General features: G+C 71.4%; 15 protein-coding genes and 1 tRNA gene. 9 read left to right on the top strand and 7 right to left on the bottom strand.

All coding sequences use genetic code 11. The features are described from left to right. Positions 1 to 4 precede the first annotated feature (4 nt). A complete protein-coding gene (locus ACZ3IJ_RS18515; RefSeq protein ID WP_467469413.1) occupies positions 5 to 226 on the top strand; it encodes a hypothetical protein in 222 nt (73 codons plus the stop codon). Between the two features lie 19 nt (positions 227 to 245). Here ACZ3IJ_RS18515 and mscL read toward each other — a convergent pair whose 3' ends face one another. The 6 genes from mscL to ACZ3IJ_RS18485 all read right to left on the bottom strand — a co-directional run bounded on the left by mscL (position 246) and on the right by ACZ3IJ_RS18485 (position 6223). After that, a complete protein-coding gene (mscL, locus tag ACZ3IJ_RS18510; RefSeq protein ID WP_467469411.1) occupies positions 246 to 800 on the bottom strand; it encodes a large conductance mechanosensitive channel protein MscL in 555 nt (184 codons plus the stop codon). A 111-nt stretch (positions 801 to 911) separates the two neighbouring features. After that, the gene (locus ACZ3IJ_RS18505) at positions 912 to 1295 is read right to left on the bottom strand and encodes a hypothetical protein (RefSeq protein ID WP_467469409.1); all 384 of its coding nucleotides are present in this window, start codon (positions 1293 to 1295) and stop codon (positions 912 to 914) included. Between the two features lie 366 nt (positions 1296 to 1661). Then, positions 1662 to 2513 (bottom strand): S-methyl-5'-thioadenosine phosphorylase, encoded by an 852-nt coding sequence (locus ACZ3IJ_RS18500; protein WP_391800931.1) that lies wholly within the window; start codon positions 2511 to 2513, stop codon positions 1662 to 1664. 90 nt (positions 2514 to 2603) lie between these two features. Next, positions 2604 to 2933: an FmdB family zinc ribbon protein gene (locus ACZ3IJ_RS18495; RefSeq protein WP_467469406.1), complete on the bottom strand. Its 330-nt coding sequence runs from the start codon at positions 2931 to 2933 to the stop codon at positions 2604 to 2606. A gap of 68 nt (positions 2934 to 3001) precedes the next feature. After that, a complete protein-coding gene (locus ACZ3IJ_RS18490) occupies positions 3002 to 4210 on the bottom strand; it encodes an MFS transporter (RefSeq protein WP_467469704.1) in 1209 nt (402 codons plus the stop codon). Positions 4211 to 4702: 492 nt separating this feature from the next. Next, complete coding sequence (locus ACZ3IJ_RS18485; protein ID WP_467469404.1) at positions 4703 to 6223, bottom strand: potassium/proton antiporter; 1521 nt, start codon at positions 6221 to 6223, stop codon at positions 4703 to 4705. A 269-nt stretch (positions 6224 to 6492) separates the two neighbouring features. Between ACZ3IJ_RS18485 and ACZ3IJ_RS18480 the strand changes: the two genes are divergently transcribed. Then, positions 6493 to 9216 (top strand): penicillin acylase family protein, encoded by a 2724-nt coding sequence (locus tag ACZ3IJ_RS18480; protein WP_467469402.1) that lies wholly within the window; start codon positions 6493 to 6495, stop codon positions 9214 to 9216. Here ACZ3IJ_RS18480 and ACZ3IJ_RS18475 read toward each other — a convergent pair. Beyond that, positions 9206 to 9820 (bottom strand): 5-formyltetrahydrofolate cyclo-ligase, encoded by a 615-nt coding sequence (locus ACZ3IJ_RS18475; protein WP_467469400.1) that lies wholly within the window; start codon positions 9818 to 9820, stop codon positions 9206 to 9208. The genes ACZ3IJ_RS18480 and ACZ3IJ_RS18475 overlap by 11 nt on opposite strands. 105 nt (positions 9821 to 9925) lie before the next feature. Here ACZ3IJ_RS18475 and galU point away from each other — a divergent pair, with 105 nt between their 5' ends. The 7 genes from galU (at position 9926) to ACZ3IJ_RS18440 (ending at position 15387) form a co-directional block, all read left to right on the top strand. Then, positions 9926 to 10852, top strand: coding sequence for a UTP--glucose-1-phosphate uridylyltransferase GalU (galU, locus tag ACZ3IJ_RS18470; protein ID WP_467469398.1), 927 nt, complete (start codon positions 9926 to 9928; stop codon positions 10850 to 10852). Positions 10853 to 10856: 4 nt separating this feature from the next. Continuing rightward, a complete protein-coding gene (glp, locus tag ACZ3IJ_RS18465; protein ID WP_467469396.1) occupies positions 10857 to 12248 on the top strand; it encodes a molybdotransferase-like divisome protein Glp in 1392 nt (463 codons plus the stop codon). Between the two features lie 57 nt (positions 12249 to 12305). Further along, a complete protein-coding gene (gene moaC / locus ACZ3IJ_RS18460; protein WP_352187188.1) occupies positions 12306 to 12797 on the top strand; it encodes a cyclic pyranopterin monophosphate synthase MoaC in 492 nt (163 codons plus the stop codon). A gap of 92 nt (positions 12798 to 12889) precedes the next feature. Further along, complete coding sequence (locus tag ACZ3IJ_RS18455; RefSeq protein ID WP_467469702.1) at positions 12890 to 13399, top strand: MogA/MoaB family molybdenum cofactor biosynthesis protein; 510 nt, start codon at positions 12890 to 12892, stop codon at positions 13397 to 13399. Continuing rightward, positions 13396 to 14019 (top strand): GNAT family N-acetyltransferase, encoded by a 624-nt coding sequence (locus ACZ3IJ_RS18450; protein ID WP_467469393.1) that lies wholly within the window; start codon positions 13396 to 13398, stop codon positions 14017 to 14019. The genes ACZ3IJ_RS18455 and ACZ3IJ_RS18450 overlap by 4 nt, the downstream gene beginning before the upstream one ends. Positions 14020 to 14161: 142 nt before the next feature. Then, on the top strand, positions 14162 to 15217 hold the full coding sequence (sepX, locus tag ACZ3IJ_RS18445) for a divisome protein SepX/GlpR (RefSeq protein WP_467469391.1): 1056 nt from the start codon (positions 14162 to 14164) through the stop codon (positions 15215 to 15217). 96 nt (positions 15218 to 15313) lie between these two features. After that, a tRNA-Ala gene (locus ACZ3IJ_RS18440) sits at positions 15314 to 15387 on the top strand. The last annotated feature ends 52 nt before the right edge of the window (positions 15388 to 15439 follow it).

Genomic DNA, 15439 nt, shown 5'->3' with positions numbered 1-15439 from the left:
TGGGATGAGCACCGCCCCCGCCCACGGACCGCGAGACCCGAAGCAGCCCGGCAGTCAGTCGATCCCCGAGAACACCACGAAGCCGAAGCTGATCTTCGATGATCCGCTGGACCAGCAGTCCGCGGACGATACGGACCGCGGGTGGGGAGAGCGGCCTCAGAGTGGCGGCGACAGTGCCGCCGATCTTGCGCGCTTCCTCGAAGAGAAGCCGCCGCACCACCTCTGACGCCGGTGCGAGTCGCCGGCTAGGGGGTGGGGTGCGACCCGGTACCGCCCGTACCGCTCCCGCCGGAGCCCGCACCCGGGCCCGTACCGCTTCCCGTACCCGTACCGCTTCCCGTGCTCGGCCCGCGCTGGGCGACGAGCAGGTCCCGGATCTCCTTCAGGACCTCCAGCTCGCTGATCTCCAGCGTCTCCTGGACGCTCTCCTTCGCCTTGTCGTGGGCGGCCCGCCTGGCCAGGTACTTCGCCATGGGAAGCACCATCAGGAAATAGACGACGGCCGCCGTGATCAGGAAGCTGAGGACGGCGCTGAGCACCAGGCCCCACATGATCGGGATGCCGGAGACCGCGTTCCCCGCGTCGTCGACGACACACGGACCCTTGAGGCAGGACCGGTAGCTCTCCAGGTCCTTCGTACCGAAGGCGCCGACCAGCGGGTTGATGACACCCTTCACCACGGAGTTCACGATGTTGGTGAACGCGGCACCGATGACGACCGCCACCGCGAGGTCGATCACGTTGCCTCGCATGAGGAAGGCCTTGAAGCCCGCCATCACGCTTTCCTTCTTCGGGGTCACCCGGTCGCCTTTCGTCGCTGGTGCACGTAGCGCTGCCATTAGGCCGCGAACGGCGCAGAGGCGTCCAATCCGTACACACGGAACGGTTACTTGACAGGCAGTCCGTGCGAATCAGCACAGGATCACCGCCAGTTGGGACGTGACACCCGCGCCCGCCAGAGCCGTCGCCGTCGACCGTGGAACGGAGAGTACGAGCAACGCCCCGCCGTCCGCACGAGTCTCACCCGTGCGCGGCACCTCGTCCACTCGGGCGCCCTCGGCCACCAGGCGCGGCTCACCACCCCCGCCCATCGACGCGTGGGGCGCGGCGATCACATCGACCCGGTCACCGGGCCGCAGCAGCCGTACCGCGCCGGCGTCGGCGATCCGTACCGGCGCGGACACCATGCGCACCACGGGCGCCCGCGGGGACTCCCGGGCCGCCGCGGGTGTCGGCGGCTCCGCGGAGACCTCGCCCCCGCCGGCCACCGCGACCGCCAGCGCGGCCGCGCTCATGGCGAGGATCGCCGCCGGGGCCCGGCGCCGGCGCCGCAGCGCCCGTCGCAGCCGCTGCCGCCCTCCCCGCACCCGCAACGGTTCGAACGGCGGGACCGTGCACGGCGCGGGCACGGGGGAGTGGCCGGGGTACGGAAGAGAGTCCGAGGTGGGTGAGGCAGAAAGGGAGGGAGTCGAGGCAGATGAAGTCGGGGTCGTCATGGCGGCACCGCCTGTCCGGAGGGGAGTAGGGAGTCGTACCGTCCTCCGGCCGTCCGGAGAACCGCTCCCACCATCCCGCCTCCGCGAACTTCCCGCCGAAGCCTGTGGATCACCCGTCGCCTGTGGACAACTCCCTCACCCGTCAGGGGGATTCACACCGCGGCTTCAGGGAAGCTCGATCCCCAGGTCCCAGCCGTCGTGCGCGTGCGTGCACAGGCAGTCCCGGTCCGCCGTGTCCGGCAGCGCGCCCACCGCGTCGAAGAGCACCTCCCGCAGCCGCCCCACGTTCGCGCGGAACACCTGGAGGACCTCGGTGTGGGTGACGCCCTCGCCCGTCTCCGCGCCCGCGTCCAGGTCGGTGACGAGGGCGAGCGAGGTGTAGCAGAGGCCCAGTTCGCGGGCGAGGATCGCCTCCGGGTGCCCGGTCATGCCCACGACCGACCAGCCGGCCGCCGCGTGCCAGCGCGACTCCGCGCGCGTGGAGAACCGAGGCCCTTCGACGACGACCATCGTTCCGCCGTCCACCGGCTCCCAGCCGTGCGCCCGCGCAGCCTTCAGGGCCACCCGCCGCCCGTCCGGGCAGTAGGGGTCGGCGAAGGTCGTGTGCACGACGTTCGGCACCGCCCCGCCCCAGGCCTCAGGCAGCGGCTCCCCGTCGAAGTACGTCTGAGTCCGCGACTTCGTACGGTCGACCAGCTGGTCCGGTACGACGAGGGTGCCGGGCCCGTACTCCTCCCGCAGGCCGCCCACCGCGCACGGCCCGAGCACCTGCCGTACACCCACCGAGCGCAGCGCCCACAGGTTGGCGCGGTAGTTGATCCGGTGCGGTGGCAGCGTATGGCTCCGGCCGTGCCGGGGCAGGAACGCGACCCGCCGTCCCGCGACCTCGCCGAGGAAGAGGCGGTCGCTGGGGCTGCCGTACGGGGTGTCGACGGACACCTCCGTCACGTCCTCCAGGAAGGAGTAGAAGCCCGAGCCGCCGATCACACCGATGTCCGCAAAAGCGTTGGTCGCCATGCCGGTCACATTATCGGCCCGAGAAACGGCGGAAGCCCCACCGCGCACAGCGGTGAGGCTTCCGTGAGAACAAGGGTCGGGAGACCCGGATCAGGCGGCCGAGGTGGAGCTCGACGCGCTCGACGCCGAGGACGTCGACGAGCTCGACGAAGCCGCCGGCTTCGCGTCCGAGGACGCCGACGACGAGGAGGCCGACGACGAAGCGGACTTCGACGACGACGCGGGCGAGCTGGAGCTCGACGAGCCGCGGCTGTCGTTCCGGTAGAAGCCGGAACCCTTGAAGACGATGCCGACCGCCGAGAACACCTTCTTCAGGCGTCCCTCGCAGCTCGGGCACTCGGTCAGCGCGTCATCGGTGAACTTCTGCACCGCCTCGAGGCCCTCGCCGCACTCGGTGCACTGGTACTGGTAGGTCGGCACTTGTCTTCCTCCTGGCACTCACACTCATCGAGTGCTAACGACGATCCATAGTGACGTATTCCGCGGGATCAGTCCACCGTCACCGGCACTCGGTGACCGATACCACGTGCGCGGACCCGGCCCGACGCCCGGGGGGTCAGCCGCGAGCGCAGCGCCAGGAGCGTGGCCAGCGCGAGCGCCGTGCCCGCCAGCGGCACCAGGAATCCGGTGCTCGCGCCGTGCTCGTCGGCGAGGCGGCCGGCGACCGTCACGGCCGCCGCCTGCCCCAGCGCCACGGCGCCGGTGAGCCAGGTGAAGGCCTCGGTCCTGGCGGAGGCCGGGACCAGGGTCTCGACGATGGTGTAGCCGGTGATCAGGGCCGGGGCGATGCACAGACCCACGATCAGGCCGAGCGCGCCGAGCAGCACCACGGAGTGCGCCGACCAGAGCAGCGAGGCCGCCACGGTCAGTCCGGCGTAGCCCAGGATCAGACGCTTGCGCGGGCCGATCTTCCAGGCGATCGCGCCGCACGCGATGCCCGCGAGCATGTTGCCCGCGGCGAAGATCCCGTACAGCAGACCGTTGGCGCCGGGGTTGCCGATCTCCTCGGAGAACGCGGTCAGCGAGACCTGCATACCGCCGAAGACCGAGCCGATGCCCAGGAAGGCGACGGCCAGAACCCGTACGCCGGGGATCGACAGGGCCGAGACGCGCGCCTCACCGCCGGCGGCGGCGGCGACGAGGCCGTGGGCGGGCTGGGTGCTGCGCTGGGCGGCGAAGAACAGGCCGCCGAAGAGCGTGAGCGCCGCCTCGGCGATCAGACCGGCAGCGGGGTGCACGCCGGTGCAGAGCGCGGTGGCGAGGACGGGACCGACGACGAAGGTGAACTCGTCCGTGACCGACTCGAAGGCCGCGGCCGTCGGCATCAGCGGGGAGTTCTCCAGCTTCGCCGCCCAGCGGGCACGGACCATGGGCCCGACCTGCGGGACGGAGGCGCCGGCCGGTACGGCGGCGAGGAAGAGGGCCCACATCGGGGCGCCCGCCAGGGCGAGCACCACGAGCAGGGAGACGGCGGTGGAGTGGACCAGCACCCCGGGGACCAGGACGGCGCGCTGGCCGAAGCGGTCGGCGAGCTTGCCGCTCTGCGGGGCGAACAGCGCCATCGAGACGCCGGTGACGGCGGCGACGGCGCCGGCGCTGCCGTACGAGCCGGTGGTGTGCTGGACGAGCAGGACGATGCCGATCGTCAGCATCGCGAAGGGCTGCCGGGCGGCGAACCCGGGGAGCAGGAAGGACAGCGCTCCGGGGGTGCGGAGGAGCTGTCCGTACCCGGCGCGCTTGGCGGCGGCCTTCCCGGCCGCCTTGCCCGGCTCCGTGACGGACGCGCCGGCCGTGCGGGATGCGCCGGCCGTACGGGACGTTCCCGAGGTGCGGTGCGAGCCCGAAGCGCCGGTCGTGCCGGCCGTACGAGGCGTGCCCGAGGTGCCGAGCGTGCCCGAGGTGCCGGGCGCCGTAGGCGTGTCAGAAGTGACCGTGGACACCACGGTCCTTGCCTTTCTGCCGCCTGGTAGCGCGCCCCTGCACGGTGGTGCGGGCGCTGCCGAGAGCTGTCCTCATGCGCGGAACTGCGGTAGATACCGGGCCTCACTGCGGAGGGCGTCTCGGCCGCCATACGGTCGCGCCAGCTCTGCGTCAGGCAGAGTTGGTTCGATCAAGTGTGCCTTCATGGTACAGGGAAGGGCGTCCTCCCGCCTGGGAAAACGCCCTTCCGTTCGAAACTACGCCTGTGATTAACCGGACGTTCTCTTTCCGAACGGAATGTGCGGCAGCGCCCGCTGCCGATGGCCCCGCTCGGAGACGGCCGTCGAGCCCGCCGTACCCAGCCAGCCGGCCAGTTTTCCGCCCTGTCCGACGGCCCGCAGCCGCCGCTCGGTGGCGTCCCGCACCGGGTCGGTCGCGACGACGAGGAGCTCGTCCTTGTACCGCAGCACGGTCGCCGGGCCCGGTACGAAGCTCTTCTCGTCGCGTACGACGAGGGTGACGGCGGCCCCGGGCGGCAGGCGCAGCTCCGCGACCTCCACGCCGTGCATCCTGGAGCCCTCCGGGATGGCGATGGAGAGCAGATGTCCGCGCAGCCGCTCCAGCGGCGCCGACTCGACGCCCAGGTCGGCGGCCTCGTCGGAGCCGCCCAGTCGCAGCGCCTTCGCCAGCCAGGGCAGCGTCGGACCCTGGACGAGGGTGTAGACGACCACGAGCACGAAGACGATGTTGAAGACCCGCTCGCTGCCCTCGATCCCGGACACCATCGGGATCGTGGCGAGAATGATGGGGACGGCTCCGCGCAGGCCGGCCCAGGACATCAGGGCCTTCTCCTGCCAGGGGATGCGGAACGGCAGCAGGCTGACCCAGACCTCCATGGGCCGCGCCACCACCGTCAGGACGAGGCCGATGACGACGGCGGGCCAGAAGTCGTCGCCCAGCTTGGTCGGGGTGACCAGCAGGCCGAGCAGGACGAACATGCCGATCTGGGCGATCCAGCCGAGCCCCTCGGCGAAGCCGCGGTTGGCGGGGGCGTGCGGCAGCTTCGCGTTGCCGAGGACCATCGCGGCCAGATAGACGGCGAGGAAGCCGGAGCCGTGGGCCAGGGCGCCCGCCGCGTACGCCGTGACGGCGATGGCCATGACGGCGATCGGGTACAGGCCGGAGGCGGGCAGGGCGATGTGGCGCAGCCCGAAGGCGCCGAGGAAGCCGACGCCGAGGCCGACGGCGGCGCCGATGGCCAGCTCCATGGCGATCGTGCCGACCAGGACGTACCAGCTGTCGATCGGACCGACCGTGGAGAAGGCGACGACGAGGATGACGACCGGGGCGTCGTTGAAGCCGGACTCGGCCTCCAGGACACCGGTCACGCGCGAGGGCAGCGGCACCTTGCGCAGCACGGAGAAGACGGCGGCGGCGTCGGTCGAGGAGACGACCGCGCCGATGATCAGCGCCTGGCGCCAGTCCAGGCCGACCAGGTAGTGGGCGGCCGCGGCCGTGACGCCCACGCTCACCGCGACGCCGACGGTCGACAGCACGACCGCCGCGGGCAACGCGGGTTTGATCTCCTTCCACTTGGTGCCCAGGCCACCCTCGGCCAGGATCACCACAAGTGCGGCATAGCCGATCACCTGGGTCAGCTCGGCGTTGTCGAAGGCGACGTTGCCGATCCCGTCCTGCCCGATCGCGACGCCGATCCCGAGATACAGCAGCAGGCTGGGGAGCCCGCTCCGGGACGAGATCCGCACCGCCGCGACAGCGATGAGCAGCACGAGCGAGCAGATGAGCAGGAGTTCATTGAGCTCGTGGACAGTCAGTGGCCGATCCTTCCCCTCGCGTGCGGCCGGATCGTTCCTCCAGCAGCCGGTACTTCGTTACCTTACCTAATCTTTAACGCTTTCTTGACGCGCTTCCCGCTTGTCCTCGATCGTCAGTGCGATCTTGGGTGGCCTTCTTGGTGACACCGCGTCCGGGCCGTCCGGACGCTGCGCCTAAGGTTGCTCCCGTACTCCAGGACCACCCTGCCCCTCGAAGGACAGCGATGCCCTCCAACACGACCGCGCCTCCCGCCAAGAAGAAGGGGCGGCGCGCCCGCCTGATCGTCCTCGTCCTGGCCCTCGCACTGGTCGCGGGCGTCGGCTTCGGCGGGTACTGGGGCGTCAGCACCGTCCGCGCCTCCTTCCCGCAGACGACGGGCGAACTCCGGCTCGACGGCCTCTCCGGCGAGGTCGAGGTCAAGCGTGACGCCTACGGGGTGCCGCAGATCTACGCCGACACCGAGGCCGACCTCTTCCGGGCGCAGGGCTTCGTCCAGGCGCAGGACCGCTTCTACGAGATGGACGTGCGCCGTCACATGACGGCCGGCCGCCTCTCGGAGATGTTCGGCAAGAGCCAGGTCGACACCGACGCGTTCCTGCGCACCCTGGGCTGGCGTCAGGTCGCGCAGGACGAGTACGACAAGGTCCTGTCGGCGGAGACGAAGAAGAACCTCCAGGCCTACGCCGAGGGCGTCAACGCCTACCTCAAGGGCAAGGACTCCGCCGACGTCTCCGTCGAGTACGCGGCGCTCGCCTTCTCCAACGACTACGCGATCGAGCCCTGGACCCCCGTCGACTCGGTGGCCTGGCTCAAGGCCATGGCCTGGGACCTGCGCGGCAACATGCAGGACGAGATCGACCGTTCCCTGCTGACGAGCCGGCTCAGCGCGCGGCAGATCCAGGACCTCTACCCGGGGTACCCGTACGAGCTGCACCAGCCGATCGTGCAGAACGGCGCGGTCGACAAGGCGACCGACGTGTTCGACCCGAAGGGCAAGGCGAAGAAGAACGACGACGGCACCGGGACCACGCCGGGCGGCGCCCTGGAGGGCATGCAGTCCCAGCTGGGCGCGCTCTCCGACTCCCTCGACGACATCCCCGCGCTGCTCGGCCCCAACGGCAACGGCATCGGATCGAACTCGTGGGTCGTCTCCGGCCGCTACACGACCTCCGGCAAGCCGCTCCTCGCCAACGACCCGCACCTCGCCCCGATGCTGCCGTCCCTCTGGTACCAGATGGGCCTGCACTGCCGCTCCGTCTCGGCGACCTGCCGCTACGACGTCGCCGGCTACACCTTCTCCGGCATGCCGGGCGTGATCATCGGCCACAACGACAACATCGCCTGGGGCTTCACCAACCTGGGCGCCGACGTCACCGACCTGTACCTGGAGAAGGTCGGGGACGACGGCTACGTCGTGGACGGCAGGACCAAGCCGTTCACGACCCGCGAGGAGACCATCAAGGTCGCGGGCGGCGGCAGCCGGAAGATCACGGTCCGCTCGACCGAGCACGGCCCGCTGGTCTCCGACCGCTCCTCCGAGCTGGAGAAGGTCGGCCAGAAGGCACCCGTCGGCAACGTCGCTCCGGACCGGGGCACCGGCTACGGCGTCTCCCTCCAGTGGACCGCCCTGCAGCCCGGCAAGTCCATGGACGCCGTCTTCCGGCTCAACCGCGCGAAGAACTTCAAGGAGTTCCGCGCCGCGGCCGAGGACTTCACGGTCCCCTCGCAGAACCTGATCTACGCGGACGCGGAGAACATCGGCTACCAGGCGCCGGGCAAGATCCCGCGGCGCGCCAAGGGCGACGGCACCGTCCCGGCGCCCGGCTGGGACTCCTCGTACCGGTGGAAGGGCTACATCCCGTACGACGAGCTGCCGTACGAGCAGAACCCCGACCGCGGCTACATCGTCACCGCCAACCAGGCCGTCGTCGACGCCGCCAAGTACCCCTACCTCCTGACGGAGGACTGGGGCTACGGCTCGCGGAGCCAGCGGATAAACGACCTCATCGAGTCGAAGCTCAAGGACGGCGGGAAGATCTCGCCCGACGACATGCGGACCATGCAGATGGACAACCGCAGCGAGATCGCGACCCTGCTCAACCCGCTCCTGCTGAAGATCGACATCTCGGACCCGTACGTCCGCGAGGCGCAGAAGCTCCTGGAGGGCTGGGACTACACCCAGGAGCCCGACTCGGCCGCCGCCGCGTACTTCAACGCGGTCTGGCGCAACGTCCTCAAGCTCGCCTTCGGCGACAAGCTGCCCAAGGAGCTGCGGGCCGAGGGCGACTGCATCAGCGTCCGCCCGGCCGACTCCACCGGCCTCCCGGTCGACGAGCAGAACAAGCGCGTACGGGAGTGCGGCGAGCGCGACGGGGACACGGCGCAGCCGGACGGCGGCGACCGCTGGTACGAGGTGGTCCGCCCGCTGCTGAAGCAGGAGGACAGCGCGTGGTGGAAGACCGAGGCCAACCGCACCGACCAGGCCACCGAGAACCGTGACCAGCTCCTCGCCCGCGCCATGGAGGACGCCCGCTGGGAGCTGACCGCCGAGCTCGGCAAGGACGTCTCCACCTGGAGCTGGGGCCGGCTGCACCAGCTGACCCTGCAGAACCAGACGCTCGGCACGGCCGGACCCGGCTTCGTCCAGTCCATGCTCAACCGCGGCCCGTGGAACCTGGGCGGCGGCGAGGCCGCGGTCAACGCGACCGGCTGGAACGCGGCCGGCGGCTACGAGGTCGTCTGGGTGCCGTCGATGCGGATGGTCGTCAACGTCGGCGACTGGGACAGGTCCCGCTGGATCAACCTGTCCGGCGCCTCGGGGCACGCGTACCACGACCACTACACCGACCAGACCGACAAGTGGGTCAAGGGCGAGCTGCTCGACTGGTCCTTCGGCAAGGCGGCGGTCGACGCCTCGACGAAGGAGACCCTGACCCTCAAGCCGTAGAAGGCTCCTGAGGGCGCTCGAAGCGCCTGACCCCCTCGGGGGTCACCACCGCGTGCACGGGGTGGTCGTGCGGTTCCTCCGGGACCCGCGCGACCACCTCGTTCGCGTACAGGAGCACCACGAGAGCAGGGTCAGCGCCGGCGCGCGCGAGCCGCGCGAGGACCCGGTCGTACGAGCCGCCGCCGCGCCCGAGCCGCATACCGCGGCCGTCGACCGCGAGGCCCGGCAGCAGGACCGCGTCCGCCGCGCACACGGCATCGGGACCGAGCCGCCGGCCTGTCGGCTCCAGGAGGCCCCGGCCGGCCTTCGCCAGGTGCTCCGCGCCCTCGTAGGCCGCCCAGTCGAGATCGTTGTCGGGCAGCAGGACGGGGAGCAGGACACGGGTGCCGCCCGCGCGCAGGGTGTCCAGCAACGCGCGCGTGCCCGGCTCGCGGCCCACCGACACGTACGCGGCGACGGTCGAGGCCTCCGCCAGCTCGGCCAGCTCCCGCGCACCCCGCGCGAGCAGCTCGCCCGCGGTTTCGACATCATGGCTGGTCAGCCGGGCGCGAGCGGCGAGTAGTTGGCTGCGCAGCGCCGCCTTGTCGGACATGTCGTCGGTCATCGGGACATCATGGGGGCGTACCAACCCTCTCGTACCAGTCGTTATGCACAGGAAGTTAATCGGAGCCCCATCTTCCTCTCATTCCGAGCGGCTATGGTGCTCCGCATGACTCAGTCGCCTTCCAGGATCACCAAGGCTGTCATCCCGGCCGCCGGTCTCGGCACGCGCTTCCTCCCGGCCACCAAGGCCACCCCGAAGGAAATGCTGCCGGTCGTCGACAAGCCCGCGATCCAGTACGTCGTCGAGGAGGCCGTAGCGGCCGGACTCTCCGACGTCCTCATGATCACCGGTCGGAACAAGCGTCCCCTGGAGGACCACTTCGACCGGAACTATGAGCTGGAGGAGGCGCTCGCCCGCAAGGGAGACGAGGACCGCCTCTCCAAGGTCCAGGAGTCCAGCGACCTCGCCACCATGCACTACGTGCGTCAGGGCGCTCCCCGCGGCCTCGGGCACGCCGTGCTCTGCGCCGCCCCGCACGTCGGTGACCAGCCCTTCGCCGTGCTGCTCGGCGACGACCTGATCGACCCGCGCGACCCGCTGCTCGCCCGGATGGTGGACGTCCAGGAGCATGAGGGCGGCAGCGTCATCGCGCTCATGGAGGTCGAGCCCGAACAGATCCATCTCTACGGCTGCGCGGCGGTGGAGGCGACGGCCGACTCCGACGTCGTGAAGGTGACGGACCTCGTCGAGAAGCCGGACGCGCACGAGGCGCCCAGCAACTACGCGATCATCGGCCGCTATGTACTGGATCCGGCCATCTTCGCCATACTGCGTGAGACCGAGCCGGGGCGCGGTGGTGAGATCCAGCTGACCGACGCCCTCCAGAAGCTGGCCAAGACGTACCAGTCGGCGCCGAGCGGCGAGGGGAAGATCGGGGGTCCGGTCCACGGCGTGGTCTTCAAGGGCCGGCGCTATGACACCGGCGACCGCGGGGACTATCTGCGTGCCATTGTCAGACTGGCGTGCGAACGTGAAGACCTGGGCCCGGACTTCCGGACCTGGCTCCGCAGTTACGTCAGCGAGGAGATGTAGCACCTTGAGCAGCAGCACGGGCACGGCACCGGTGTCAGGCGATCCGGCCGACGGCGGGTCCGGCGATCCGGCCGGCGGCGGGTCCGGCGACCCCTGCGCGGGTCCTTCGCGTGGCCTGTGGTCGGTGGACGAGCACCTGGAGGACGTCCTCGGGGCGATCACCCCGCTCGAACCCATCGAGCTGCAACTGCCCGACGCCCAGGGCTGCGTCCTCGTCGAGGACGTCACGGTGCCGGTCGCGCTGCCCCCGTTCGACAACAGCTCCATGGACGGCTACGCGGTCCGCGTCGCCGATGTCGCCGGTGCCACGGAGGAGTTCCCCGCCGTCCTGACCGTGATCGGCGACGTGGCCGCGGGCGCCGGCGGCCTGCCGGTCGTCGGCCCCGGCCAGGCCGCCCGGATCATGACCGGCGCCCCGCTGCCGCCCGGCGCCGAGGCCGTCGTCCCGGTCGAATGGACCGACGGCGGTACGGGCGAGGGCGCGGCGAGCGGGATGCGCGCCGCCAGCGCCGACCCCGAGGGCGCGGGCGGCGAGGTCCGCGTCCACCGGGCCGCCGAGGCCCGCGCGCACGTCCGCGCCCGGGGCAGCGACGTCCAGGCCGGCGACCTGGCCCTGGAGGCGGGCACGGTCCTCGGGCCGCCGCAGATCGGACTGCTCGCCGCGATCGGCCGGGCCACCGTCCGCGTCCGCCCCCGACCGCGGGTCGTCGTGATCTCCACCGGCAGCGAACTGACCCAGCCCGGCGAGGAGTTGGGTGAGGGCCAGATCTACGACTCCAACAGCTTCGCGCTCGCGGCCGCCGCGCGCGACGCCGGCGCCATCGCCTACCGGGTCGGCGCCGTCACCGACGAGGCGGACACCCTCCGGGCCACCATCGAGGACCAGCTGATCCGCGCCGACCTCCTCGTCACCACGGGCGGGGTGAGCGTCGGTGCGTACGACGTGGTCAAGGAGGCGCTGACGACGGACGGACAGTTCGAGGGCCAGGTCGACTTCCGCAAGCTGGCCATGCAGCCCGGGAAGCCGCAGGGCTTCGGCACGATCGGACCCGACCACACCCCGCTGCTCGCCCTGCCGGGCAACCCGGTCTCCTCGTACGTCTCCTTCGAGCTCTTCGTACGGCCCGCGATCCGGGCCCTGATGGGCCTCGCCGACCTCCACCGGCCGAAGGTCCGGGCCGCGCTCGCCGCCGACAAGCCGCTGCGCTCCCCGTCGGGCCGCCGCCAGTTCCTGCGCGGGACGTACGACGCCGAGTCCGGCACCGTCACTCCTGTGGGCGGCGCGGGCTCCCACCTGATCGCGGCGCTCGCGCACGCCGACGCGCTGCTCGTCGTGCCGGAGGAGACGATGGAGGTGGCGCCCGGCGCCGAGCTGGACGTGGTCCTCCTCGGCTGAAGAGGGCCTGGTGGCGGTACCGTGGCGTCCCACACAGCGACCGGGAGTGTCACGGCCATGAGCACGCAGCAAGGACTCACCCACATCGACGAGGCGGGGGCGGCCCGCATGGTCGACGTCTCCGCGAAGGACGTCACGGCGCGGACCGCGCGCGCCAGTGGCCGCGTCCTGGTCTCGCCGCGCGTGATCGAGCTGCTGCGGGGCGAGGGCGTACCGAAGGGCGACGCGCTCGCCACCGCCCGGATCGCCGGGATCATGGGGGCCAAGAGAACCCCGGACCTGATCCCGCTCTGCCACCCGCTGGCGGTCTCGGGCGTCAAGCTGGACCTCACGGTCGCGGACGACGCGGTGGAGATCCTGGCGACCGTCAAGACGACGGACCGCACGGGCGTCGAGATGGAGGCCCTGACGGCGGTCTCGGTCGCGGCGCTGACGGTGGTCGACATGATCAAGGCGGTCGACAAGGGCGCGGTCATCTCCGACGTGCGGGTGGAGGAGAAGACGGGCGGCAAGTCGGGCGACTGGAACCGGGAAGGGGCCGGGTCGTGACGCGCGGCGGCCGGGTGACCGGGGTGCACGGGCACGGGGACCACGGCACGGCGGACGGCGCGGGCGACGGCGCGGCCGCCGGGGCGCCCGCTGTGGCGGACGACGGAGCTCTTACCTCCCCCTACTCCGCCCTCGTCGTCACCGCCTCCAACCGGGCCGCGGCCGGGGTGTACGAGGACAAGGGCGGTCCGCTGATCGCCGAGGGCCTGTCCCGGATGGGCTTCGCGGTCGACGGCCCGCAGGTCGTGCCGGACGGCGCACCCGTCGAGGCGGCGCTGCGGGCCGCGATCGCGGCCGGATACGACGTCGTCCTCACCACCGGCGGCACGGGCATCTCGCCCACCGACGCCACACCGGAGGCCACCCGCAAGCTCCTCGACCACGAGATCCCCGGCATCCCCGAGGCGATCCGCGCGTACGGCCGGGAGAAGGTGCCCACGGCGGCGCTCTCCCGTGGGCTCGCCGGGGTCGCGGGAGGGACGCTGATCGTGAACCTGCCGGGTTCGGCGGGCGGGGTCCGTGACGGCCTCGCCGTCCTGGAGCCGCTCCTCGTGCACGCGGTCGACCAGATCCGCGGCGGCGACCATCCGAGACCGTCATGATCCCGACCTGGCCCGTGGTCCTCGCCGACGGCGACGTCGTGCTGCGGCCCATAAAGATGCGCGACCAGCGGGTCTGGCGTGAGGTGAACCGGCGCAACCGGGACTGGCTGCGGCCCTGGGAGGCGACGATTCCGCCCCCGGCGCCCGGCGGCCCGGTCGCGCAGCGGCCGACGTACCGCCAGATGGTCCGCCATCTGCGAGCCGAGGCGAACGCGGGCCGGATGCTCCCGTTCGTGATCGAGTACCGCGGGGAGCTGGTGGGCCAGCTGACGGTGGCGGGGATCACCTGGGGCTCGATGTGCTCGGGGCACGTCGGGTACTGGGTGGACAGCGCGGTCGCGGGCCGGGGTGTGATGCCGACGGCGGTCGCGCTCGTGGTCGACCACTGCTTCCGTACGGTCGGGATGCACCGGATGGAGGTCTGCATTCGGCCGGAGAACGGCCCCTCGCGCCGGGTCGTGGAGAAATTGGGATTCCGGGAGGAGGGGCTGCGGCCGCGCTACCTCCACATCGACGGGGCGTGGCGGGACCATCTCGTCTTCGCCCTCACGGCGGAGGAAGTCCCCGACGGACTGCTGAACCGCTGGCACCAGGCACGTCCCGCCCACCCCGCCCAATGAAATAAATGTTCGAATTCAATCAGCAGTTGATCGCCAATCGATCTGAACAATCACAAAAAAGTTCAGTGATATCAGCCAGATCGTGCGACACACCGGGCCAATTGGCCGATCCCCGGAACGGAACCCCTCTACGGTGTGAGGCGTGAGCAGCAGCGGCCTCATCTACGCAGTCATCGTCGGGGCCTGGGCCGCCTACTTGGTGCCGATGTGGCTCCGCAGGCAGGACGAGCTCAACGAGGCCCGCCCGACGGAACGCTTCAGCACCGCCATCCGGCTGCTGTCCGGACGGGCGGGAATGGAGCGCCGGTACGCCAAGGAGCTGAAGGACCGGGAGCCCGACGCGGACCCGGACGTGGAGACCGAGCATCTCAGCTCGGTCGACGTCCGGGCCTTCTCCGCGCCCGCGGCCAGGACGGAAGCCCGCCTGGAGGTCCCGGAACCGGACCCCGAACCGGATCGCAAGCGTGAACCGGCTCCCGCGCGGCGCCCCTCGAAGGCGGCCGCCGAGCGCGCCCGCCGGGGGAAGGTCCTCGCCCGGCGCCGCCGGACGACGGTCGTCCTCTTCCTCGCCTTCACCCTCGGCGCGGTCGTCGCCGCCGTCGGAGGCCTGGCGTTCCTGTGGGCGCCGGGCGTTCCCGCGGTGCTGCTGAGCGCGTACATCGTGCATCTGCGGACGACGGAGCGTCGGCGCTTCGTGTACGTGATGGACCGCCGGCGCGCCGAGGCCGCGGCGGCGCGGCTGCGCGAGAGCCGCCCGCGCCGCCCGGCGGCGCCCGCCGAGCCGGAAGAGGAGCAGCCGGCCCGACCCGAACCCGAGCCGGCCCCCACGGTCTCCCCCCAGGAAGCCGGCCGCCGCGCACTCGTCGAGCAGACGGACCACGCGGAGTGGGTGGACCAGCAGCGCGAGCGCGGCCCGGCCCGCGGCGACAGCTGGGAACCGGTCCCGGTCCCGCTCCCCACGTACGTCACCGCCCCGGTCGCCCCGCGCGCCACGAGCGGCATCGACATCACGGACCCGGAGACATGGAGTTCGGCACGCTCGTCCACGGCGGCCACCGAGTCGGCACCGCCCGCCGCCCCGGACCCGGCGCCGCGCCAGCGCACGGCCCCGCCCCGCGGCGCCCGCCGCGACCACGGCCGCACGCCGCTCTTCGACCAGTACGCGGACGACGACCGCCCGCGCGCGGCCAACGAGTGACCCCCGGCCGGGTGCTCTCCGGAGCCCTCGGCTGACCTGCGGGGGAACGGATTTCCTTGCACCCCGATCGGGATGCTAATGTTTCACACGTCGCAAGGGCCTGTGGCGCAGTCTGGTAGCGCACCTCGTTCGCATCGAGGGGGTCTGGGGTTCAAATCCCCACAGGTCCACAAACGACAGTTCTTGAGTAGCTCTCAGGAATGTTGACGAGATCCCGTCCGA

The organism is Streptomyces sp. NPDC013317 (assembly GCF_055563155.1).
The sequence above is the reverse complement of the archived record's forward strand: the minus strand, read 5'-3'. Positions and strand labels throughout refer to the sequence as shown.